This window comes from Roseovarius amoyensis (assembly GCF_003260265.1).
In the GTDB taxonomy this organism is placed as follows: Bacteria; Pseudomonadota; Alphaproteobacteria; order Rhodobacterales; family Rhodobacteraceae; genus Roseovarius; species Roseovarius amoyensis.
The window spans coordinates 238,696-261,611 of sequence record NZ_QITQ01000003.1; the positions used below are offsets into that span (position 1 = coordinate 238,696).

General features: G+C 62.2%; 20 protein-coding genes. 7 read left to right on the forward strand and 13 right to left on the reverse strand.

Features of this window, described 5'->3' with window-relative positions; genetic code table 11:
• Positions 1 to 6: 6 nt before the first annotated feature.
• From DL899_RS04985 to DL899_RS05000, 4 genes are read right to left on the reverse strand one after another with little or no spacing between them, the layout of a single operon-like run.
• The gene (locus DL899_RS04985; RefSeq protein WP_111732871.1) at positions 7 to 1,143 is read right to left on the reverse strand and encodes a CaiB/BaiF CoA transferase family protein; all 1,137 of its coding nucleotides are present in this window, start codon (positions 1,141 to 1,143) and stop codon (positions 7 to 9) included.
• A 10-nt stretch (positions 1,144 to 1,153) separates the two neighbouring features.
• Positions 1,154 to 2,011, reverse strand: coding sequence for a MaoC/PaaZ C-terminal domain-containing protein (locus DL899_RS04990; RefSeq protein WP_239494603.1), 858 nt, complete (start codon positions 2,009 to 2,011; stop codon positions 1,154 to 1,156).
• 23 nt (positions 2,012 to 2,034) lie between these two features.
• Positions 2,035 to 3,186, reverse strand: coding sequence for a thiolase (locus tag DL899_RS04995; protein WP_111732873.1), 1,152 nt, complete (start codon positions 3,184 to 3,186; stop codon positions 2,035 to 2,037).
• A gap of 3 nt (positions 3,187 to 3,189) precedes the next feature.
• Positions 3,190 to 3,567, reverse strand: a complete 378-nt coding sequence (locus DL899_RS05000; protein ID WP_239494604.1) for a Zn-ribbon domain-containing OB-fold protein — start codon at positions 3,565 to 3,567, stop codon at positions 3,190 to 3,192.
• A 103-nt stretch (positions 3,568 to 3,670) separates the two neighbouring features.
• On the opposite strand from DL899_RS05000, the gene DL899_RS05005 reads away from it, so the two are divergent.
• Positions 3,671 to 4,816, forward strand: coding sequence for a CaiB/BaiF CoA transferase family protein (locus DL899_RS05005; RefSeq protein ID WP_111732875.1), 1,146 nt, complete (start codon positions 3,671 to 3,673; stop codon positions 4,814 to 4,816).
• Between the two features lie 18 nt (positions 4,817 to 4,834).
• Positions 4,835 to 6,001 carry a CaiB/BaiF CoA transferase family protein gene (locus DL899_RS05010; protein WP_111732876.1) on the forward strand — a complete coding sequence of 389 codons (1,167 nt, stop codon included), beginning with the start codon at positions 4,835 to 4,837 and terminating at the stop codon, positions 5,999 to 6,001.
• Positions 6,002 to 6,245: 244 nt separating this feature from the next.
• Here the strand turns inward: DL899_RS05010 and DL899_RS05015 are convergent, their stop codons facing one another.
• Genes DL899_RS05015 through DL899_RS05025 form a run of 3 tightly spaced genes read right to left on the reverse strand, consistent with a single transcriptional unit; the run spans position 6,246 to position 9,400 of the window.
• Entirely contained in the window at positions 6,246 to 7,796 is a 1,551-nt protein-coding gene (locus DL899_RS05015) for a DHA2 family efflux MFS transporter permease subunit (RefSeq protein WP_239494605.1), read from the reverse strand.
• On the reverse strand, positions 7,783 to 8,943 hold the full coding sequence (locus tag DL899_RS05020; protein ID WP_111732878.1) for an HlyD family secretion protein: 1,161 nt from the start codon (positions 8,941 to 8,943) through the stop codon (positions 7,783 to 7,785). Before DL899_RS05020 ends, DL899_RS05015 begins: the two co-directional genes overlap by 14 nt.
• On the reverse strand, positions 8,936 to 9,400 hold the full coding sequence (locus DL899_RS05025) for a MarR family transcriptional regulator (protein ID WP_111732879.1): 465 nt from the start codon (positions 9,398 to 9,400) through the stop codon (positions 8,936 to 8,938). The genes DL899_RS05020 and DL899_RS05025 overlap by 8 nt, the downstream gene beginning before the upstream one ends.
• A 94-nt stretch (positions 9,401 to 9,494) precedes the next feature.
• Here DL899_RS05025 and DL899_RS05030 point away from each other — a divergent pair, with 94 nt between their 5' ends.
• The gene (locus DL899_RS05030) at positions 9,495 to 9,953 is read left to right on the forward strand and encodes a universal stress protein (protein WP_111732880.1); all 459 of its coding nucleotides are present in this window, start codon (positions 9,495 to 9,497) and stop codon (positions 9,951 to 9,953) included.
• A gap of 31 nt (positions 9,954 to 9,984) precedes the next feature.
• Here DL899_RS05030 and DL899_RS05035 read toward each other — a convergent pair whose 3' ends face one another.
• From DL899_RS05035 to DL899_RS05060, 6 genes are all read right to left on the reverse strand, one after another.
• Entirely contained in the window at positions 9,985 to 11,088 is a 1,104-nt protein-coding gene (locus tag DL899_RS05035; RefSeq protein ID WP_111732881.1) for an ABC transporter permease, read from the reverse strand.
• A 3-nt stretch (positions 11,089 to 11,091) separates the two neighbouring features.
• Positions 11,092 to 13,833 (reverse strand): ribosome-associated ATPase/putative transporter RbbA, encoded by a 2,742-nt coding sequence (gene rbbA / locus DL899_RS05040; protein ID WP_111732882.1) that lies wholly within the window; start codon positions 13,831 to 13,833, stop codon positions 11,092 to 11,094.
• Positions 13,830 to 14,897: an HlyD family secretion protein gene (locus tag DL899_RS05045; RefSeq protein ID WP_111732883.1), complete on the reverse strand. Its 1,068-nt coding sequence runs from the start codon at positions 14,895 to 14,897 to the stop codon at positions 13,830 to 13,832. Before DL899_RS05045 ends, rbbA begins: the two co-directional genes overlap by 4 nt.
• A 463-nt stretch (positions 14,898 to 15,360) precedes the next feature.
• Positions 15,361 to 15,849, reverse strand: a complete 489-nt coding sequence (locus DL899_RS05050) for a luciferase domain-containing protein (protein ID WP_111732884.1) — start codon at positions 15,847 to 15,849, stop codon at positions 15,361 to 15,363.
• 22 nt (positions 15,850 to 15,871) lie between these two features.
• Complete coding sequence (locus DL899_RS05055) at positions 15,872 to 16,765, reverse strand: SDR family oxidoreductase (protein WP_111732930.1); 894 nt, start codon at positions 16,763 to 16,765, stop codon at positions 15,872 to 15,874.
• Positions 16,766 to 16,794: 29 nt separating this feature from the next.
• Positions 16,795 to 17,607 (reverse strand): DODA-type extradiol aromatic ring-opening family dioxygenase, encoded by an 813-nt coding sequence (locus DL899_RS05060; protein ID WP_111732885.1) that lies wholly within the window; start codon positions 17,605 to 17,607, stop codon positions 16,795 to 16,797.
• A 128-nt stretch (positions 17,608 to 17,735) separates the two neighbouring features.
• Here DL899_RS05060 and DL899_RS05065 point away from each other — a divergent pair, with 128 nt between their 5' ends.
• The 4 genes from DL899_RS05065 to DL899_RS05080 all read left to right on the forward strand — a co-directional run bounded on the left by DL899_RS05065 (position 17,736) and on the right by DL899_RS05080 (position 22,888).
• Positions 17,736 to 18,086 carry a winged helix-turn-helix transcriptional regulator gene (locus DL899_RS05065; RefSeq protein WP_239494606.1) on the forward strand — a complete coding sequence of 117 codons (351 nt, stop codon included), beginning with the start codon at positions 17,736 to 17,738 and terminating at the stop codon, positions 18,084 to 18,086.
• A gap of 348 nt (positions 18,087 to 18,434) precedes the next feature.
• Complete coding sequence (locus DL899_RS05070; RefSeq protein WP_239494607.1) at positions 18,435 to 18,686, forward strand: hypothetical protein; 252 nt, start codon at positions 18,435 to 18,437, stop codon at positions 18,684 to 18,686.
• Positions 18,667 to 19,815 (forward strand): efflux RND transporter periplasmic adaptor subunit, encoded by a 1,149-nt coding sequence (locus tag DL899_RS05075; protein WP_204355250.1) that lies wholly within the window; start codon positions 18,667 to 18,669, stop codon positions 19,813 to 19,815. The genes DL899_RS05070 and DL899_RS05075 overlap by 20 nt, the downstream gene beginning before the upstream one ends.
• A gap of 31 nt (positions 19,816 to 19,846) precedes the next feature.
• The gene (locus DL899_RS05080; RefSeq protein WP_111732888.1) at positions 19,847 to 22,888 is read left to right on the forward strand and encodes an efflux RND transporter permease subunit; all 3,042 of its coding nucleotides are present in this window, start codon (positions 19,847 to 19,849) and stop codon (positions 22,886 to 22,888) included.
• Positions 22,889 to 22,916 lie beyond the last annotated feature (28 nt).

Consider the following 22,916-nt stretch of genomic DNA (forward strand, 5'->3'; position numbering starts at 1 on the left):
CGAGATTCATTCTGTCTTCCGCAAATCCACGCCGAAGCGGGCATTGTCTTCTCCCAGGGCGGCCGCGCGTCCGGCAGAATCTGCTGGCGACCGAAACTCCGGTGCAATCGGCAGCGGCAGTGCAGGCACGTCTTGACCGGATATGTTCAGTTTACGCTCGAACACGCCACGCGCAGCAAAATGCGGATCGGTCGCGGCTTCGGCAGGTGTTTTCACGACCGAACAACAACAATCCGCCGCCATCAGCAATGGCTCCCACTGCGTCGAGGGTTGGCTTGCCAGTCGCCGCGCTACTTCTGCGGAACAGGCAACGGGATCATTCCAGTCGTCGCGAAGATCCTGCGGCTGGCCGATGACATCACAGAAGGCTTGCCAGAACTTCTCTTCCAGTGCTCCCACCGCAATCTGCCGGCCATCCGCCGCCGAATAAAGCCGGTAGCGCGCTAGGCCACCGGTCAGACGGCTGGCGGCGTTCCCAATCTCCCGCCCGGCAATCACGCCTTCTGCATGCGCCCAATAGGCGAATGCGAATGCTCCCTCGGACATCGCAATGTCGAGGTGAACGCCCTTTCCGCTCTTTTGTCGCGCCATCAGGGCAAGCAGGATGTTGACGACCGCTGGATAGGTGCCGCCGCCGATATCGGCCAGCAGACCGAACGGCATGGTCGGTTGCTCGTCCGGTCCGCGGCTCAGCGACAGAACCCCCGCATCGCCCACGTAATTGAGGTCATGACCGGCAGTGGTGGACTTTGGGCCAGTCTGGCCATAGCCGGTGATCGAACAGTAGATGATACCCGGATTGATCGCGCGCACGGCCTCATATCCCAGCCCGAGCCGGTCCATCACGCCGGGACGGAACTGTTCTACCAGAACATCGGCCTTTTCAAGCAAGGGACGCAGAACATCGAGCGCGTCCTTCGACTTCAGATCAATGGCCACCGATTGTTTGCCGTGGTTCAACACGGCAAAGCCGATGCTCTCACCATCGATCTTTGGGTCTGTGTGTCGCGCGTCCTCGCCCACCCCAGGCCGCTCGAACTTGATAACTTCGGCTCCGGCCTCGGCAAGCATGAGCGTCGCCATCGGACCGGGAAGAAGGGTGCTGAAATCCAGCACCAGGATACCCTTAAGAGGTTGAGTCATTGCTACTTCCTCACGCGAACCGCGCAGCCCCGTTGTTCAGAACCACCACGTCGCGCGCCGGGATCGAAGCGCGGAAGCGCGCCTCGCCGCCCACTTCCCATATTTCGAACCGCACGGTTTCGCCGGGATAGACCGGCGCGGAGAACCGGACATCCAGACCGACAAGCCGAGCGGAATCATAATCCAGCAACGACTTGAGGATCGCCCGGGCGGCCAGACCATAGGTCGCCAGGCCGTGCAGGATCGGCCGGTCGAACCCGACCGAACGCGCAACATCGGGGTCGGCATGAAGCGGATTCATGTCACCGCTGAGCCGGTAGATCAGCGCCTGCCGCGGAAGCGTTTCGATGTCACATATGTGATCGGGCGCCCGGTCCGGCAGCGCCGCCGGCTTGGGGCCGGGCCTGTTCTCGCCGCCGAAACCGCCATCGCCGCGGCAAAAGGTCGACATCGCGACGCGCGCCAGCTTGTCGCCGCTGTCCGCATCGATGATATCACGGCTTTGATAGATGACCGCGCCTTTGCCGTCGCCCTTGTCCGAGATAAAGTCGATCTTGGCGCGACCGATGATATTGGCGTTCACAGGCAGCGGCTTGTAGATATCCAGCCATTGTTCGCCGTGCAGCACTTTCTGCCAGTTCACGCCAGTCTTTGGATCGCGCAGCCAGAAGCCGGGATAGCCCATCGTGACCGCCATCGAGGGAACCGCTTTCAGCCCGTCCTCATAGACAAAAGCCAGTTCTTTCTTGTTCGTCGGATCCTCGCCGAACCCCAGGCCGAGCGCGTATAGGATGGTATCCCGCTCGGTCAGCGTCTGCCCGATCTGTTCAAATTCCCAGTTCGAAAGTGCTTCGAAATCCAATGGCATGGTCTTTCCTCCCTCAAGCGTTGTCAGAGCGTGGCTTGTGACCCCAGAATCGCCGTGACCTGGCTGGACAGCACACCGCCATTGCCATGCGCCAGTGCCAGGTCGATATTGCTCAGCTGAATGCCGGGCGCATCACCACGGATCTGGCGGGCCGCCTCGATCACCGTGAAAATGCCATACATGCCGGGATGCACACAGGACAATCCCCCGCCATTAGTATTCACCGGCAAGACCCCGTCCGGCGCGATACGCCCGCCTTCCACAAAGGCACCGCCCTCGCCCTTGGCGCAGAAACCGAGATCTTCGAGAAAGAGGATCGTGTTGATGGTGAACGCGTCATAGAGTTCGACCGCCTGGATATCGTCTGGCGACACCCCCGCCGCAGCAAAGGCGCGTTTGCCCGACTTGCGGGCCGCTGTCACGGTAAAGTCCTTCATCTGCGAAATCTGCCTGTGCGAGCTTTCCGCCGCACTGCCCAGCACATAGACCGGCGCCTTGGGGAAATCCCGCGCGCGATCCGCGCGCACCATCACGATTGCGCCGCCGCCATCCGTGACCAGGCAACAGTCGCGCACGGTCAGCGGGTCGCCCACCATGCGCGCGCCCAGCACGTCCTCGCGGGTCAGCGGACCGCGCTCGAATGCTTCGGGATTGTGCTGCGCCCAGGCCCGAGCAGAAACCGCCACATCCGCCAATTGTTCGCGGGTGGTGCCGTATTCATGCATGTGCCGTGACGCCGCCATCGCATAGGCGGAAATCGGATAGCGCGGGTTATACGGTGCCTCATAGGCCGGCGGGCGCGAGGCCGTCACCAGTTTGCCCGATGCGGTGCGCTGGTTGGAGCCATAAACGATCAGCGCGACATCACACAGCCCGGCGTCAAGCGCCATGGTCGCGGATGTCAGGTAATTCACGAAGGACGACCCACCCGTCATGGTGCCGTCGATGAAACGAGGCTCAATGCCCAGATATTCCGCCGCCATAAGCGCCGGCATGCTGTCTTCCATCATGGTGCAGAACAGCCCGTCCACGTCGGACAGCTTCAGCCCGGCATCGCCAAGCGCGGATTGCGCGGATTGCGCCATGACATCATAGGCCGTCAGTCCATGAGCCTCGCCAAAACCGGCGTGTCCGGTTCCCACAATGGCGGATTTTCCCCGAAGATCGTTGGTCATGCGTTATTCCTCTGCCGGCTTGAAAAGAACGATCGGAGCACCCTCAGCCTCGCCCACGAAGGCGGTCACGGCCATGTCGATGACAACGTCACCGGGGGCGATACCCTCGACCCGACTCATCATCCGAACGCCCTCCTCCAGTTCGACCATGCACACGTTGTAGTCGCCGCCGCGTTCGGGCCGCTGGCGCACGACGGTGGTGGTGTGGACACGCCCCTTGCCGCTGGCAGGTTTCCAAGAGATCGCGACGCTATGGCAATGCGGGCACAGGACCCTGGGAAAGAAGTGATATGACCCGCAGTCATCGCACTTGGGCAGCAGAATTTCCCCTGTTGCTAGCGCGCGCTGAAAAATCTGGTCTGATCCTGTGGCCTTCGGCACCTGCACTCTCCTACAATGATCCGGTCTCTGGTTAAGCGTGTTGATATTATTTCTAACATTCGTTAGATTTAGTCAACCTCTTAGGATCACTTACGAGAAAGTCATGTCAGGTTCAAATACGTCCCCTCTCTCCGGCAAGCTCGTTATCTCGCTCGAACAGGCGGTAGCAGCGCCTTTTTGCTCGTCACGGCTGGCTGACGCCGGTGCGCGCGTGATCAAGGTCGAGCGCAAGGGCGTCGGCGATTTCGCACGCGCCTACGATTCCGCCGTTAACGGTGAAAGCGCCTATTTTACATGGCTCAACCGGGGCAAGGAATCGATCGCGCTGGATATCAAGGACGAAGACGATCGTGCGATCCTGTTGAAGATGCTGGAAAGCGCGGATGTGTTCATCCAGAACTTGTTGCCCGGCGCGCTAAAGAAGCTGGGGCTGGATTCAGCCACCCTGCGGCAGAAATTTCCGCGCCTCGTGACCTGCGACATCACTGGATACGGCGAAGACGGCCCGATGCGAAACGCCAAGGCCTATGACCTTCTGGTGCAATGCGAAAGCGGACTTGCCTCGGTGACGGGCACCCCGGACGGGCCGGGCCGGGTTGGCGTTTCGGTCTGCGATATCGCCACTGGCATGACCGCCCATGCCGGGATATGCGAAGCGCTGGTCGGGCGTGACTGCACCGGCGAAGGAAGCGGCATTTCGGTGGCCATGTTCGATGTGATGGCCGACTGGATGGCGGTTCCCCTGCTTTATCACGACTACCTTGGCAGAACGACACCGCGTGTCGGATTGAATCATACAGTGATCTGCCCTTACGGGGCCTTTGAATGCGGGGACGGTCAGCTTGTCGTTATAGCCGTGCAGCACGAAGGTGAGTGGAAGCGCTTTTGTGAAACGATCATGAAGGACCCCGCCCTTGCGGCCGATCAGCGGTTCCACAGCAACTCGAAACGCCTCGAAAACAAAGCCGAACTTGAAACGCTCATCAAGGCGGTGTTCGCCTCTCATGACCGCGCCGAGATGCTCAAGCTTCTCGACGCCGCAGGCATTGCATCGGGGGCGGTGAACGACGTGGCGTCCCTGTCCGTGCATCCGCAGCTCGACAGGTCGACGATTGGCACACCCTCCGGTGAAATCAATGTCCCGACGCCCCCGATCCGGCGCAGCGGCGGTGAAATAACACTTGCCCCCTCGCCGGCGCTCGATGCAGATGGCAAAGCCATTCGCGCCGAGTTCGGTCTTAGTACATAAAGGAGGTTACGCACATAAATGACCGCTGAGAAAAAACCCGCGATCCTTGACGGTGTTAAGGTGATCGATCTGACGTCGGTGGTTTTCGGCCCCTTGGCCACGCAGATGCTGGGCGATCTGGGGGCCGATGTGATCAAGGTGGAAAGCCCCGAAGGCGACCTTTTACGGCAGGTTCAGCCATCACGCCACAGCCTGATGGGCGCGGCCTTTCTGGGGACCAACCGCAACAAGCGCAGCGTCGTACTGGATCTCAAGACCGAAACCGATCGTGATCAACTGCGCCGATTGCTGGCCGATGCGGACGTGATGATCTCGAGTATCCGGCCGGCAGCGCTTGCCCGCCTGTCGCTCGACCCCGAAATCCTGCGCCGCGAAAATCCAAAGCTCATCACGGTTTCCGCGACGGGGTTCGGGCAGGACGGACCCTATGCAGCCAAACCCGCCTTTGACGACATCATCCAGTCGATCTCGGGGTTGGCCAGCTTGACAACATTGCGCGACCCCCAAGCCGCGCCCGCCTATGCCCCGACCATACTCGCCGACAAGCTTGGCGGCGTGACGGCGGCCTATGCCGTCATGGCGGCCCTGTTTCACCGCGAACGCACCGGCCAGGCCCAGCACGTCGAGGTGCCGATGTTTGAAACGCTGACGGCGTTTCTGCTGGCCGAGCACATGGACGGCGCAATGTTCGAGGATACCCCGCAGGATTTCGGCTATGCCCGTATGCTGGTCCCCCACCGCCGCCCAGTTCAGACCGCAGATGGCTATATTACAATTCTACCCTATACCAACATGCAATGGGCGCGCTTCTTCAAGGCGGTCGGGCGCGATGACATGGTCGACCACGCCTGGGTCACTGACATGGACGCCCGCAGCCGCAACATTGGCGCCGTATACGATATGGTGGCGCAAATTGCGCTGACACGAACAACAGAAGAATGGCTTGCCCTGATGGAGCAGACCGACATTCCCGCCATGCCGGTGCGCAACCTGTCGGATCTGCCCGGCGACCCCCATCTTGCCGCGACCGGCTTTTTCCAGCAGACCGAACATCCTACAGAGGGGCCGATCTGGACCACCAAACCGCCGGTCCGGTTTTCCGAAACCCCGGCCCGGCACGATTACCGCCCGCCCCCAGGTCTGGGCGAACACACCGAGGAAATCCTCGGCCCGGACGGCGACTAGGACAAGTCCGTTCAGATATTTGCCGAACACGCGATCCAGCACGGCTGTGCCATTCTCGAACCTGGTTCAGCACCGCATCGATGATGCGGCTGTTCAGGTCGGGCGGGCCCTTCAGGTCACAGAGACGGGCAGATGCGCCCGGATGTCCCGCACCCCCAGCCCCCCTGCCGATCCGGGCTGACCCTTCTTCACCAGTTCAGGGAAAAACGGCTGTCGCGACCCCCGCGGGATTGCCACCGGCAAGCTAGACACCAGAGGCAGGGGCACGCCACATGAACCAGGTCGGGATCAGCGCGAGCAGGAATATCCCGCATACGACAAGAAAACCGTCCTGAAAGGCCGCGTTCGAGGACTGGATCATCACGGTCTGACCCAGAAAGTTTGCAGCGGCCGGCATGAGCTGAGAGTCTGGCAGTCCCGAGGCGTGCATGAGGCCCGCAACCTGGCGCAAGAGTTCCATCGTCGTGGCGTTGTCACTGGTCTGGGTCGCGGCAAAGGCATCCGCGTGCATGATTGTGCGCCGCTCGATGAACACGGCCAGAAGGTTCACCCCGAAGGCGCCGCCAAGTTGCCGGATGAAGTTCGAAGCGCCCGACCCCTGGCCAAGAAGGTGCGGCGGCAGAACCTTGAGCGCCCCCGCCGAAATGGCGGGAAATACAAGGCCCAGCCCCACGCGTGAGACGATCGTCCACCAGGCGAGCACCCAGAACGTCGTATGGACATTTGCACCTGTCATCAGCCACGAGGACCAGGCAAAGACCAGCATGCCGATGCCGATCAAGATCGGCGTAGGCACCTTGTCGGACAATCGCCCCGCTATGGGAAAGACCAGCAGCATGGCAAAGCCCGAGGGCATCAGCAGAAGGCCCGCCTGCGTGGGCGTCATACCCTGAATCTGCTGCACGAAGACAGGAAGCAGATAGGTAGAGCCGAACAGCCCCGCCCCCATGATGAAGGCAACGACCGAGGCCGAAGAGAAGGCGACATTCGCGAATAGCCGCATGTCGAGCATGGGCCTGGCAGTATGCAACTCCCAGGCGACAAAGGCGATGGCCGAAGCAACAGAAACCGTGAAACCCGACAGGATAATGTTGGAATCCCATCCAAGCCGCTGTGCGTTCGACAACGTGCCGAGTAGCACGGCGAGAAAGACCGACAGGATCGCCACCCCGACAAAGTCGAAGCCCGGAATCGGCCCGCTTTCTTCGCGGGTGGGCAGGAACAGGTTCGACAGCAGGATGGCCAGGCCGGCGAAGGGAAGGCCCAGGTAGAAGACAAAGCGCCAATCGAAGGCGTCCATAAGCACGCCGCCAATCCAGGGACCCAAAGCCGGAGCCAGCACGACGCCGACGCCATAGATCCCCATGGCCGCGCCGCGTTTGTCAGGTGGAAAGACCTTGAACAGCATGATCATGGCCAGTGGCTGGACAACCCCCGCCGCCGCCCCCTGCACCACGCGGGCCAGCGTCAGCACGGTCTCGTTCGGCGCAAGCCCCCCAAGGACCGAACCCGCAAGGAACACGCCCATCGCGGTGTTCATCGTCAGCCGCATTCCGAAAGCGCGGTTGGCCCAGTCGGCCAGAAGCATCGTGGCGGTCATGGCTGCCAGAAAGCCGGTCGAGAGCCATTGTGCCTGCACCGCGCTGATGCCGAAAGCCCCCATGACCGCCGGGATGGCGACATTCACGATCGTCGTGGACAACACGACCGAGATAGTCGCGATCATGATCGAGCCTGTCGCCATCCACTTGTAGGCGGGACCGTAACGCTCGAAGTATCGGTCAATCTGTGACATCGACATAAACCTCGACCATCATGCCGGGTCTGAGTTCCGTATCGGCGGCGTCGATCGACACGCGGATCGGCAGGCGCTGGGTCACTTTCGTGAAATTGCCCGAGGGGTTGGGACTGGGCAAAAGCGCAAGCTGGCTGGTCGCCGCACCGCCCATCCCGATCACCTCGCCCTCGAAGGTCCGGCCCGAAAAGGCGTCGACGGTGATGCTTGCCCGCGACCCGACGTGGATTTTGTCAAAGTCGGTCTCTTTGACATTTGCGTCGATCCAGACGTCTTCCGGAGCGTGATACATCACAAGGCGCGTCCCGGGCGTCACATATTCGCCGACATCGACAAAGGTCCCATCAACGATGCCGTCGAACTGGGCCGTGATCGTGCGGTTCGCAAGGTCGATTTCCTTGAGGCTGCGGTCGGCCTCGGTGCCCGCACGTCCGGCAATAACGGACGCGATCTGGGACTCCAGCACATTCATCTGCTCTCCGTCGGCCTCTACGATGGCCAGACTGGCCCGCGCGCTTTCGATCGCCGCGAAAGCAGCACGTTCCTGTTGGGCGGCGGTGTCCAGCGCCGCCTGGGATTCGTCGAGGGTTTGCTGCGACGTGATATTCTGCTCGGCCAGCTTGATCGCCCTCTCGTGACGGGTCCGGGCGTTCGTCAGTACGGCGAGTGACGCCTCATGGTTTGCAATTGCGGCGGCTATGCCGGCATGTGCCGCGTCCCGCCGCGCAGAGAGTTGCCGTTCGAGCAACACCTTGCGTGCCCGAAGCTCTGCCAGTTGCGCATCGGTTGCGGCAAGCCTCGACAGGACTGAATCAAGCTGCGGCTGCGAAGATTCGCTGTCGATTGCGGCGAGGAGATCGCCTTTTTCGACGGCGTCCCCCACGAGCACCGGAATCGCCGTGATCCTTCCTGCGACTTCGCTTGATACGGTGACAACCTTGGCGGCGATCCGGGCATCGTTGATGTGTACCTGCGTGAACCGCGCGACCAGCCACGGGGCGGTCAGCCAGACGGCAACGGCAACTACGCCGCCGATCACGATCAGTCTGGTCCATCTAGTGCGGCTGCGCCTGGGCGGGGGGGACGGTATCAGCTTGTCCTCGGCAACCTCGTCCGCACTGGCGACAACGGCCTTCATGTCATCCATTTTGACCACTGCTCAAAATCTCCAACCTGGCCGCGATGCGGCTCAGGACTTTTGTTGCAATACGCAGATCCTGCTGGGAAATGCCCTCAAGAATTTCTGCCCGGCTGGCCGCCGAAATCTCTTCCATCCTGACGATCAGAGGGCACGCAGCCTCGGTCAGGTGCAGTGTCTTGGCCCGCCTGTCCGCGGCCGAGGGGCGGCGTTCGATCAGACCCGCGCCTTCAAGCCCGTCCAGCAGGCGGACCAGCGTCGCCGCCTCGATCCCCAGGGTGCGCGCCAGTTCGACCTGCGTCACCACTTCATTCCGCGATAGTTCGAACAGCACGCTCCACCTTGCCTGGGACTGGTCGAGGTCCCGAAACCGGAGGTCAAGATACCGCCTCCACATGCGCGACGACGACGCCAGCGAACGTACGAAAGACTCCATGAGTGCGATCTTGTCGGCGTCGACCTGCATCAATTCTTCTTTCGTTAGCTTGCCAATAGTTGCAGGGCTAATTAGTATGGTCACAAGTATCTTGCAAGAGCCATTACGCCCGGAGACATTGTCGATGTACGCCAAGATTCTGCTGTGTTTCGACGGATCGCGCGAAGGGCGGCTGGCGCTGCGCGAAGGGGCGCGGCTTGCGCAGATCACAGGTGCCGGGGTGACCCTGCTGGCGGTGGTCGAGACGGTCGCGGGCAACGCGCTGGCGCAGGGCGCGGATGCTGGCGCACTTGCCCACCAGCAAGCCGATTTCAAGGGAATCCTCGACGAAGGCCATCAAAGACTTTCCGCCATGGGCCTGGCGCCCGAGGTCCGCATGGAGTTCGGCGACCCCGTCGCGGAAATCACCCGGGTCGCAACCGAAACCGGCGCCGATCTGGTCGTCGTCGGGCATCACCAGCAAGGCCGGTGGACGCGCTGGATGAGCCGATCAGTCGCTGCCGGGTTGGGCGACGCACTGGGATGCAGCCTTCTGCTGGCGCAAAAGGTCGTCGAGGATTCAGAGATTATCCGCAACGGTTGAAGTGGCGTAGCCAGAAGGCAAATACGCCGCGTTACCGCAGGAAGCCGCGGAACTGTCGCAAGGCAAAGGCGAACATCGCCGATCCGATCACCACCAGTGCCAGCAATTGCGGCCAGACCACCGCCAGCCCCGCGCCACGAAACAACACCGCCTGCGCAAGCGCGATGAAATGGGTGTTGGGCGCCGCCAGCATGACGTATTGCACCACCTCTGGCATTGATTCCCGCGGGGTCATCCCACCCGACAGGATTTCCAGCGGCAGCAGAACCAGAAGCAGCAGCATGGCGAATTGCGGCATCGAGCCCGAGATCGTTGCCAATAGGATGCCCAGCGAAGTGGTGGCGAACAGGTGCAGCGCCGCGCCCACCAGGAACAGCGTCACCGAGCCCGCCACCGGCACCCCCAGAATCCCCTGCACCATGAAGGTCAGCGACAGCCCTGCCGCCACCAGCACCACGCCGCCCATGCTGAGCACCTTGCTGGTCATGATCTCGGCCGCGCTGACCGGCATGACCAGCAGGTGCTCGACCGTGCCATGCTCACGCTCCCGGATCAGCGCGGCCCCCGACAGGATAATCGACAGCATGGTCACGGCGCTGATCACCGCCGTCAGCGCGCCGAACCAGCCCGGGTCCAGTGACGGATTGAAACGGGCGCGTAGCGCAAGATCAACCGGCGCCACGGCCTCCTGCCCGGTCCAGCCGGTGATTTCCTGATCGACAATCGCCTGGACATAGCCCGCGCCGGTAAAGGCCTGGCTGACCCGTGTCGCATCGACGTTGAGCTGCAACTCGGGCCGTGCGCCCGCGACCAGGTCGCTCTGGAAATCCGGCGGGATGACCAGCGAGAATGTATCGATGCCAGCATCCATGCGCGCATCCATCTCGGCCATGTCGATCTGGTCGGGGCTTACGAAATAAGGCGGCAGGAACGCATCCGCAACGCGCCGGGACAAGGGCGAGGCATCCTCATCCACGATGCCGATCGTGGCGCGGTTCAGCGTCTCGGGCATGGCGGTGGCGTGGGTATAGATGTCCAGCGTGAAGGCATAGAACACCAGCGCCAGGAGCAGCGGATCGCGCAACAGCCCGCGAAGCTCTTTGATCGCAAGGTACAGCACATGCTTGGTACGCATCGCTCAGGCCTCCTGCTTGCGCACGAAGAACGCTCCGAGCACCACAAGCACCGGCACCAGCAGAAGCATCGGCAGGAAGGATCCGGCCAGATCGCCAAAGTCCAGCGCCTTGGCAAAGACCCCGCGCGAGATGGTGACAAAATGGCTGGTCGGGAAAACCTCGCCGATCACGCGCCCCATGCCTTCCAGCGACGAGACCGGGTCGATGATGCCGCCATACTGCGCGGCCGGGATCAGGGTGGCCAGCGCGGTAAAGAACAGCGCCGTGACCTGGCTGCGGGTGAAGGCCGAGATCAGCAGGCCCAGCCCCGTGGCCAGGATGACATAGATCAGCGCGCCCGCCGAAAGCGCCAGAAGGCTGCCCTTGACCGGCACCCCGAAGACGAACACCGCCAGCGCCAGCAGCAGCAGGAAGTTGAGAAAGCCCAGCACGACGTAGGGCACCTGCTTGCCCAACAGGAATTCCAGCCGCAGGGCCGGCGTGACATAGAGGTTCACGATGGATCCGGTCTCTTTCTCGCGCGCGACGGACAGGACGGCAAGCATCGCAGGGATCAGCATCAGCAAAAGCGGGATCACCGCAGGCACCATGGCTGCCAGACTTTCGACATCGGGGTTATAGCGATAGCGCATTTCCAGGCTGTAGCTGCCGGCGACGGCGTCCTCGCCATAGACCAAGCGCAGCTGGTCGGTCAGCCAGTGAAAATGCACCCCCTGGATATAGCCGCGAACCGTATTCGCTCGCATCGGCATGGCACCATCGAACCAGGCACCGATCTCCACAGGGCGGCCGCGTTCGACATCTGCCGCAAAACCAGGCGGGATTTCCAACGCGAGGCTGATCTCACCCGCGCGCATCCGCTGGTCGATGTCGGCATGGTCGACAAGCGGCGCCTGTTCGTCGAAATAGAGCGACCCGGCCAAGTCGTTGACATAGGACTGGCTGGCGATGGTCTGGTCGAAGTCGAGCACCGCGAACTTGAGATCCTCGACATCCATCGAAATGCCGTATCCCAGCACGATCATGAGGATCACGCTGCCGACGCTTGCAAGCGTCAGGCGGATCGGATCGCGGCGCAGTTCCAACGACTCGCGCCAGGAAAAACTCAGCAGCCGGGCAAGGCTGAACCGTCCGCGGCGCCGCCGCGGCGCGGACGAAACCTCGGCGCCAAGATCCACCTGATGCGTGTCCGCAGGCTTGTCGCTCTTGCTTTGCGCACGTTCCAGATGATGGATAAAAGCATCGTCCAGCGTCGCCGCACCGACGCCTTCGCGGATGGCTTCGGGCGTGTCACTGATAAGCACGCGGCCTTCGTGCATCAGTGAAATCCTGTCACAGCGCGTGGCCTCGGACATGTAATGGGTCGAGATGAAGATCGTCACACCGTCATTTCGGGACAGATCCACGAGCGCCTGCCAGAAGATGTCGCGCGCCACCGGATCAACGCCTGAGGTCGGCTCGTCCAGGATCAGAACCTCGGGGCGGTGGATCAGCGCCACGGCCAGCGACAGCCTCTGACGGATTCCAAGCGGCAGTCGCAGCGGCAAGCTGTCGAGAACCTCCTCAAGATCGAACCGTTGCGCAAGCTCGGCGATACGGGGCCCGATCTCGGCGGGGGCCATATCGAAAAGCCGCGCGTGAAGATCGAGGTTCTGACGAACCGTCAGCTCGGAATACAGCGAGAAGGATTGCGTCATGTAGCCGATGCGCTTGCGCGTGGCCATGTCGCGTGCATCGACCGTCCGGCCGTCGATCCGCGTGGTGCCTTCGGCAGGTTCCACCAGCCCGGTCAACGCCTTCATCGTCGTCGTCTTGCCGCAACCGTTTGATCCGAGAAAGCCGAATATCTCCCCTTTCTCGATCTGAAAACTTACGTTCTTGACCGCTGCGAAGTCTCCGAACCGGACCGTCAGGTTTTCGGCCTCGACGACGTAGCCATTGCTACCTGCGGGGTCACGCGGCGGGACGGTCAGATCGTGGTGCCGGGCACGCCTTTCCTCGGGGAGAAGCGCTATGAAGGCCTCGTCAAGGTTGGCGGCGCCGGTGCGTTTCATGATCTCGGCGGGGCTGCCGACGGCAAGCACCTTGCCGTCGTCCATCGCAACCAAGTGATCGAAATCCGCTGCTTCCTCGACATAGGCACTGGCGACGATCAGGCTCATGCCCGGACGTGCGGTGCGGATACGCGCGATCAGGGCCCAGAATTCGCGCCGCGACAGTGGATCGACGCCCGTTGTCGGCTCGTCCAGGATCAGCAGATCGGGGTCGTGGATCAGCGCGCAGCACAGGCCCAGCTTTTGTTTCATCCCGCCCGATAGCTTGGCCGCCGGGCGGTCGGAAAAGGGCGCCAGGTCGGTCGCCTCCAGCAGTTCGGCGATCCGCTTGTCGCGCTCTTCCCGGCTCTCGCCGAAAAGCCGGCCGAAGAAGTCCACATTTTCCCGCACCGAGAGCGTGGGATAGAGATTGCGCCCCAGCCCCTGCGGCATATAGGCGATCCGCGGGCAGATCCGGGCACGGTGGCCCGCGCGGCGCATGTCACCGCCCAGCACCTCAAGCTGCCCCGCCTGCATCCGCCTCGCCCCGGCGACAAGCGCCAGAAAACTCGATTTGCCCACGCCATCGGGGCCGAGCAGGCCAACGATGCACCCCGCCGGCAGGTCGATCGAAATCGCGTCAAGTGCCCGGACCTTGCCGTAGAGAAGCGAAAGCCCCTCTGCCCGTACCACAGGTCCGGAAGCCGTCATTCCAGCACCGTGCCGTCAGCGGCCTCCGGCCAGGGCAGCGCGGGATCCAGCCGAACCCAGGCAACGCCGGGCAGACCGGTCTTGATGTAATCGAGGTATTTCTCCAGCAGTTCCGGCGCGATCCGTGCGCGGACCCGGAACATCAGCTTCTCGCGCTCGATCTCGGTCTCGACCGTTTTCGGAGTGAACTGTGCCACGTCCGACACGAAAGAGACCTCGGCGGGAATGACGATGTCCGGCGCGGCATCCAGGATCAGGCGGACCTCGGTCCCCAGTCCGGCACGCCCCGCCGCGGCGGTCCGCAGAAAGAACGTCATATACACGTCGTTGAGATCGATCATGTTGATCACGCGCCCGCCGGCACCTATCACTTCGCCCGGCTGTGCAACGATGTACTGCACCCGTCCTGGCCTGGGCGCCTTCAGCGTGCTGTCCTCGATCTGTACGTCGATCGCCTCGATCGTCGCCTTTGCCGCCGCCACCGCGGCCTCGGCCCCGACCACTGCCGCTTCGGCCGCGGACACCCCGATCCGTGACGCCGCAAGCATCGCCTCGGCCGAGGCGACCGCGGCCTCGGCACCAAGCGCGTTCGAGCGGTCGATATCGAGTTGCCGCTCGGACGAGACACTGTTTCCCGCCAGCGCCTCCGAGCGGGCGAACTGGCGCTGCGCGGCATCAAGGGCCGATTGCTGCTGCGCCAGAACCGCCTCGGCCGCGCGCACTTCGGCCTGACGCTGCTGGATCATCAGCCGGGCGTTCTTGACCGCGATCTCGGCACGGCGCAATTCCGCCTCTGCCTGGTTGCGGTTGGCTTTCAGCTGACGAATATCAATCGAGGCCAGCGGTTGCCCGGCCTCGACGAGATCGCCCTCGCGGACCAGGATCTCTTCAATCCGTCCGGGAAGCTTTGAGGCCACATCGATCTCGACCGCTTCAACGCGCCCGTTGCCGCGCGCGAAACCCTCGGGAACCACGCCGTTGCCGTTGCCCTGCCAGAACAGGAAACCCAACACCGCCCCGGCCAATACAATCGCTGCGACGAAAAGATATCTGGTATTTGTCATGTTGTGCTCGATTGCTGTTATGGGACGGATTTCGTGAAGTCTTCGACCGATGACTTCACCAATTAACTCTCTGCTCGCGGTCATGTAAACCCGCCGATCAGCCCTGCTTGAGCGGTCGGATACGCCTTGCCCCTCGGCGTCGTCATTTGAGCTCTTCCTGACTGCATCGGCGGGTGCCACCTGGCGCATTTTCGACCGACCGGGTGTCACCCGAGCAAGTCAGAAGCTCTATTTCATGGATTGACGGTGCCATGCGCTCTAACAGACTTCTGAAGACGTCGGCAATGCGGGGCGGTTGCCCATCACCGCTTTCTTCAGGGTTTCGCGTCCGGGCGTAAGATATGCGTGCATGACGCGCCTTGCGGGCGATGTGGGGTGTGACGCGACGAACCAGCGGATCGGGCACAATCTCGGGGTGAGACCAAGTTAAGAGGATTCAGAATTTACCGTTCGGTCGATCCCGCTACAGAACGACGCTGCCGACCCGACCGAGCCTGCCACATGCAAAATCATACGACAGCTGCAAAAGATCAAGAACGGTGTCGATTTCCGCATTGTCCCTTGGCGCGTAGACCATGACCGCGGTTGAGGGGATCATGCCCGCCGTGGCCATCGGATGCGGCTCTGCCCAGCCCAGTTCGACGATCTGCGGCACGGCGTCCTCCGGCAGCATCATGTGCAGGCTGCCATCCTGCGGCGGGTGGACGTGGGCAAATTCATTGCCGATCATGAACGCCTCGCGGCAGCCGCATCCATGCCCATGTTCGAGGCAGAGTGCCTCGGCGCCCGGAACCGATATCCGCGAAGGCTGGCGGGTGACAAAGGGGAAATCGAAAGCCCTGTCCCTGAACGCCCGATAGGACATGGTGTCCGGGTTTTGACTGATCTGCGTATGCGGGGCGCACGGCGTGGTGACGGGCCTTGGTCCATTGCGTGGCGGTATCTTCAGCATGACAGGGTCTCCGTAAATCTGGTTATTCCAGGCCGGTCAGAGCGGCTTTGTTCGCCAGCAGAAAATCGCGGACCGATTGCGGTTTTCGCCCGGTCAGCGCCTCCACATCGCTGGTGGTGACGTCCAGATACCCCTCGGCGATGGCCACGTCGAAGGACGAAAACACATCCGCCATGAATTCCGGCAGGCCATTCTCGACCATTGCCGCCACCAGGGCGCCACGGGTGATCGGGACATACGGGATTTCTTTCCCGGCAATCTCGGACAGGACCTGGGCGATCTCGGTCTGCGTGACGGCTTGGGGCCCGGTGATATCGCGGACCGACGAACCGGCCTCGGCCAACAGGGCGCCGGCGGCGGCGCGCGCGCAATCGGCGCGGGTAACATAACCCGCCTTGCCGTCACCCGCCGCAGCATATAGCGCGCCCGCGCCGACAGCCTGTTGCCCATTCATCAGCAAGAGATCGGCATAGAGGCAGTTCCGCAAAATCGTGTGAGGGATTCCGGTCTGTTTGATCGCGGTCTCGGTCTCGCGGTGATCCGCCGCAAATCCGATCGGGCTATTCCCGTCCGGACTGGTAAGAGAGGTGTAGACGATGTGTGACACACCGGCCTCTTTGGCGGCAGAGACGGCGTTGCCATGCGCGGCGAGCCGTTTGCCCGGCGCGAGGTCATCCGTCGAGATGATCAGCAGCCGCCCGCCGCCGGCGAAGGCCGCGCCGAGCGTGGCCGGGTCATTGAAATCACCCGCCCTGACTTCGACCCCGCGTTCCCGCAGCGCGGCGAGCTTTTCCGGTGTGCGGGTGATCGCGACAAGGCGTTCAGCCCCCTGCGCCAGAAGGTTCTCGATGACCTGACTGCCGAGTTGACCGGATGCGCCGGTTACAATGAAGGGGCCCTTGAATGCGTTGGACATGTCGCCGCGTTCCTTTTTCAGAGTTTTCTTCAATCGAAGCAAAAGGCGCTTTCGACTGCGCCAAGAACCCGATCTTCCAGGGTCTTGCGACCAATGTCGGTGCCCGCTGCGCCCGCCACGACATGCAGCGGGATCAGGTGCTCTTCGCGCGGATGCGCATCGCGTCCGCCTGGCGCCTCTGACCAGCGCGCAAGCCTGCGATTGCGTTCGTCAGGATCGGGACAGGTCACCGCGTCGGTCAGCCAAGCGTCGAATTCGGTACCAGCCGTGTCGCCCCGTGGCCCGCCCCGCATGCTTTGCATCATCACGCCCATGTTGTGATAGGTGTTGCCGCTGCCGATGATCAGCACGCCCTCGTCGCGCAGGGGCGCAAGGGCCTGACCCAGCGCGATGTGGCGTGCGGGGTCCAGATCACTGGCAAGCGACAGCTGAACGCAGGGAATGTCGGCATCGGGAAAGGCAACCTTGAGCGGGACAAAGACGCCGTGGTCAAAACCGCGCGCAGTATCCTTCGCGGCCGAAAGCCCGGCGGCACGGATCAGATCGTGAACGCGGTCCGCCAGCACCGGATCGCCGGGGGCGGGCCAGGTCAATTCATAAGTGTGCGGCGGAAATCCGCCATAGTCGAACAGCAGCGGCGGGGCGGCGTTGCTCTGAACTGTGAATGCGGGTTCCTCCCAGTGGCCGGAAATCACCACGAGCGCTTTCGGGCGCTCAGGCAACATCGCGGGCAGGCTCTGCAGGTGCTGGCGGTGCCGGTCCCATTCGTCAGGCGGATTCCAGTCCATGAAAAAGCACGGGCCGCCCCCATGCGGAATAAATACTGTTGGCATGCGGGTCATGTCAGATGGTCCTTGTTGGCTGGCAGCAAACCTTCGGGCGCCGTTCGCCCGATGCGGAATAGTTGATTTACGGCGTAAAATAAAGTAGGTACGGAAAAGTAACTACCATTCAATCAAGTGAAACTCCGATGCCCAAGACCCCGCCACAGTGCCCGATGGATTCCATTCTTCGTCTGCTCATGGGTCCGTGGACGACCTATATCATCTGGGTCCTCAGCGATCAGGGGCCGCAAAGGTTCGGTGCGCTGAAACGCGCCGTGCCGGGAATATCGACCCGCATGCTGACCGAACGCCTGCGGATGCTTCAGGGCGCAGGGGTCATCTGGCGCGAACAGGCCGAGACGATCCCCCCCGCAGTCACCTATGGCTTGACGCCCCGTGGCAACGACCTTCGTGGTGTTCTGGACGCACTGGGACAAATCGCGGAACGATGGAAGGATGAGGGTGCCTTTGCAGACGATGAATTGAGCGTTGTTTGAATGCTCCAACCTGGCAGACATGCGCGTGTGCCAGGTTGGGACAAGGACGCGGGGAATAGCTTGGGTTGAAGGGGCCAACCGCCCGCGCCCGCGTGCGTCCAGGGGCGCCACGGCCCCCTGTTCAGAACGGATCTGACCGAACGCTTGACGCAAGTGGTTGCGCAATCTATTTGTCGCCGGAACTCAACCGACCAGACGGTACAGTGATGACAAAGCGGAAACACCCAGCGGGATCCGAAAGCGCATCGCAGAGGTTTCTCGGGGCGGCGCACGATCGCCGCGCGTGAGGGAGCAGGCAACATATCGATAAACGCAGTCGCGAAGGAGACAGGCCTCGGCAAGGGTGGAGTGGCTTACAATTACCCGACTAAGAAGGCCTTGCTTTCCGGGCTGTCTGATCTGCTCTGGCCTGATCTGTCCGGCGACCTTGAGCGTATCCCGACCGACACGCAAGACGCTCCGGCCGCCGTGGTTGCCGCCCTGGCGACCCAGGGGGCGCGGTTCCAAAGACTTCTGAGACTTCCGGGTGGCGGCGCGAAGATCAAAGAACGCGTCATCGAACGATTAAGGACAACGATCGATGAACTCGAACAAGAATAACCGGAGTTGGAAGCGGATCGCTTTGGTGATTGCGATAGCGACTGCGGCGGCCGTTGCTGTGCCATTCCTTCCGGGGTCGCTGACTGATGTGTTGGCCCAGCCGGAAACAGATGCCGGAGACGCCGAGGCCGACACGCGGGGTGCACCCGCATATGATCGGCCGGTCACGGTCGAAGTGACCCGCGCGCTTAGCCGCGTCGTCAGTCAATCCCGCGCCGTCGCCGGCCGCGTCGAACCTGCCCGCACGGTGGACATTGCATTCCAGGTGCCGGGGCAGATCAATTCGCTCAACGTTGAGCCCGGCGACAGAATTCACGAGGGCGACGTGATCGCGGAACTCGATCAAGCCGATTTTGATCTTGCCGTTGATCGGGCTCAGGCCTCTTTTGACCTTGCGAATTCCGAGCTCGAGCGCGCGTCAAGTCTCGCCAAGCGGGGGGTCGCAGCCGATGCGCGCCTCGATACCGCGCGCGCCCAGTTCGCACAGGCAGACGTAGCCCTTCGCGAGGCCAAACGGCGCCTGTCCCAGACCCAAATCGTTGCGCCTTTCGACGCGATGGTGGCGCGTAACTTCGTCGAGGAGTACGTCAACGTTACCTCGGCCGCGCCAGTTACGCGCCTGCAGGATGTCAGCGAGATGCGGATCATTATTTCGCTGCCCGAAGAACTCGCGGCTATTGCACGTTCGGCGCCCGACGCTTTCGACATCGCCGCGCGCTTTCCTGCAGTGCCGGGTTACACCGCGCCGCTCGTCCTTCGTTCGTTTGCGACCGATGCCGATCCGACCGCGCAGACCTACGACGTGGAATTTGCAATCACAGGTGATATCGATCCGCGCCTCCTGCCCGGGATGACGGCGGATGTGCGGATCTTGACCGCGTCCGAGGAAAACCGCCCGCAATCCGTTGTCGTTCCGGTTTCGGCGGTGGATACGACAAGCCGAACCGAGCCGTCCATCTGGGTCTATCAGGAATCGTCTGGCCAGGTCGCGCGCAGGACGGTCCGGTTGGGCCTTCCGTTCGATAACGAGATCGTCGTTCTGGATGGCCTGGAGGGCAATGAGCTGGTCGTTTCCGGCGGTTGGTGGCGGCTAAGGGATAATCAGACCGTATCGGTTTCGGGGCTCTGAACCCATATCTTGGCAGGACGCGAACAGACCCATGGCACTTAGTATCTCACGTGCAAGCATCAAGCGCCCTGTGGCGGTTTGGCTGGTCATCCTCTTCTGCGTCGTTGGCGGCTATTGGGGGCTGAATACCGTGGGCCGCCTTGAAGACCCCAGCTTCACCCTCAAGACGGCGCTTGTCTTCGTACCCTATCCCGGCGCCACGGCCGTGGAGGTTGAAGAAGAGGTCGCCGACGTCGTCGAGAATGCGCTGCAACAGATGAAGCAGCTTGACCGCGTGGAATCAAAGTCCATGCCGGGCATGGCTCAGATCACCGTCGAGATCGAGATGACCTATGGTCCGGACGAGATCCCTCAGGTGTGGGACGAGATGCGCCGCCGCATCCGTGATCTGGAGGGAAACCTCCCCGCCGGGGCACGTCCGCCCATCATCAACGACGATTTCGGCGACGTCTACGGCATGTATTATGCGGTGACGGCCGAAGATCTGAGCCCATCGGAGCAGCGGGATCTGGCCACGACGCTTCGGCTTGGGCTGGTCACGGTCGATGGGGTCGCCAAGGTCGAGGTTCAGGGCCTCACCGAAGAGGTGATCAACATCTCGGTCCCGTCGTCGCGCCTTACCGAACTGGGCCTTCCGCCAAAGCAGATCCTTGGCATTCTCGCCGAGGAAAACCAGGTATTCTCAAACGGTGAGATTACTGAGGGCCCCGCGAGGATCAGCCTGTCGGTTCCGCCGGGCTATGTCAGTCCGGAGGGTATCGAGGAACTTCGGCTCGGCGTGGCGGGAGAAGTCGGTCAGGTGGCGGTCTATGACATCGCCCGCGTGACCCGCGAAGAGGCCGAACAGCCCAGCCAGGTCATTCGCCAGAACGGAGCCCCGGCTTTCACCCTTGGTGTTTCGGCGCTGACAGACCGAAACGTGGTCGAGGTCGGCAAGGCAGTCTCCGCTCGTCTGGAACGGCTCAAGGCCGCGTTGCCGGAAGGTGTCGAGATCATTCCGGTTTACGAACAGCACGTCGTCGTCGACGAGGCCGTTTCGAGCTTTCTCATCAGTCTCGGGCAGTCGGTCAGCATTGTCGTTGCCGCGCTGATGCTGACCATGGGCTGGCGCGCGGGCCTGGTGGTAGGCGCGACTCTCGGGCTGACCGTCTTTTCGACGTTGTTCTTCATGTCGGTCTTCGGCATCGCGATGGAACGGATCAGCCTTGGTGCCTTGATCATCGCCATGGGGATGCTGGTCGATAATGCCATCGTCATTACCGAGGGCATGGTGATCGGTGTGTCGCGCGGCAAGTCTGCGGAAGACGCCGCCGCCGAGACCGAAAGCGCCACGTCGATCCCGCTGCTCGGCGCGACAGTTATAGGGATCATGGCCTTTTCCGGCATCGGGTTGTCGCCTGACGCGACCGGCGAGTTCCTGTTCTCGCTTTTTGCGGTCATCGCAATCTCGCTGCTGATGAGCTGGGCACTCGCCGTCACCGTCACGCCCTATCTTGGCAAGCTGCTGCTTCGGGCGCCCAAAGAGGCCTCGGACGATCCGTACAAGGGCGCGTTCTATGGGATGTACCGGGGGTTTCTCTGGCTGGCTCTGCGTAGCCGGGTACTGGTCGTCCTGATAATCGTGGGAATTACCGTCTGGTCTGTCATGGCCTTCGGACAGGTCAAGCAGGCCTTTTTCCCCGCTTCGAACACCCCGATCTTTTACGTCGAGGTCCAGATGCCGCAGGGGACCGACATCAACGTCACCGACGATGAGATGAGGCGGCTGGAGCAAATGCTTCTGGCCGAGGACAGCGTAACGGATGTGACAACCCTTGTCGGGCGCGGCGCGAGCCGTTTCATGCTGACCTATAGTCCCGAGCAGGCGGACCCAAGCTATGGTCAGCTTATCGTCCGGGTGGCCGACGCCGAGGCGATCCCGGCCATCGCGAGCCGGCTGAACCAAGATCTGCCCGCCGAATTCCCCCACGCCCTGATCCGCGTCGAAGAGATCGTGTTCGGCCCGCCGGCCGGTGCCGACGTGGCGGTTCGGTTTTCGGGGCCCGATCCGGTCATTCTGCGCCAGCTCGCGGATGATGCCATGCGGATTTACGAGGATGCTGGTACAATCACCAATTCGCGTACCAATTGGCGTCAGCGAGAGATCCTTGTCGAACCCATCGTGGATGAATCACGTATGCGTCTGGCCGGTGCAACGCGCGGCGCGATTGCGGACACCATCCAATATGGAACGTCCGGTCTGCGTGTCGGTGAACTGCGCGAGGACGACGAGGTAATCCCGATCCTACTTCGCCTTCCCAAAAGCGAACGTGACGGGGTTGACCGTCTTCGCGACCTGTCTGTTTGGTCCGATGGGGCCGGGTCCTACGTTCCGATAACAAACCTTGTGGAGCGTTTCGAAACACGCCTTGTCGAGGCGCTGATACACAGACGCGACCGGGAGCGGACCATCGCCGCCCTCGGCGGTTCACGCAGCGACCTGACCGCGGATGAAGCCTTTCGAAGTGTCCGGGCCGATATCGAGGCGATCCCGCTTCCCGACGGGTACGCAATGGAATGGGGCGGCGAATTCGAAAGTGCCCAGATGGCACAGGAGAGCCTTGGCAAACAGCTTCCCCTGGGTTTCCTCGTGATGCTGACGATTTCGATCCTGATGTTCAACAAGGTCCGCCAGCCGCTTATCCTGTGGCTTGTCGTACCGATGTCGGTGACGGGCATGGTCGTGGGGCTGCTGTTCACAGGGCTGCCCTTTACGTTCACGGCCCTGCTTGGTTTCCTGTCGCTCTCGGGCATGCTGATGAAGAACGCTATTGTTCTGGTTGAAGAGATCGACCTGCAACGGGCCGAGGGTGTTGCGGATTACAAGGCGGTTATTGACGGGTCGGTCAGCCGTCTGCGCCCAGTGGTGCTTGCGGCCGGCACGACGATCTTTGGAATGATCCCCCTCCTGCCGGATGCCTTCTTTGCGTCGATGGCTGTGACGATCATGGGCGGCCTCGCATTCGCCTCGGTGCTGACGCTTGTCGCCGTACCGGTTCTTTATGCACTCTTCTTCCGTATCCATCCGCAATAGCCGAACCGCGTCAAATCCGTCACCTGTG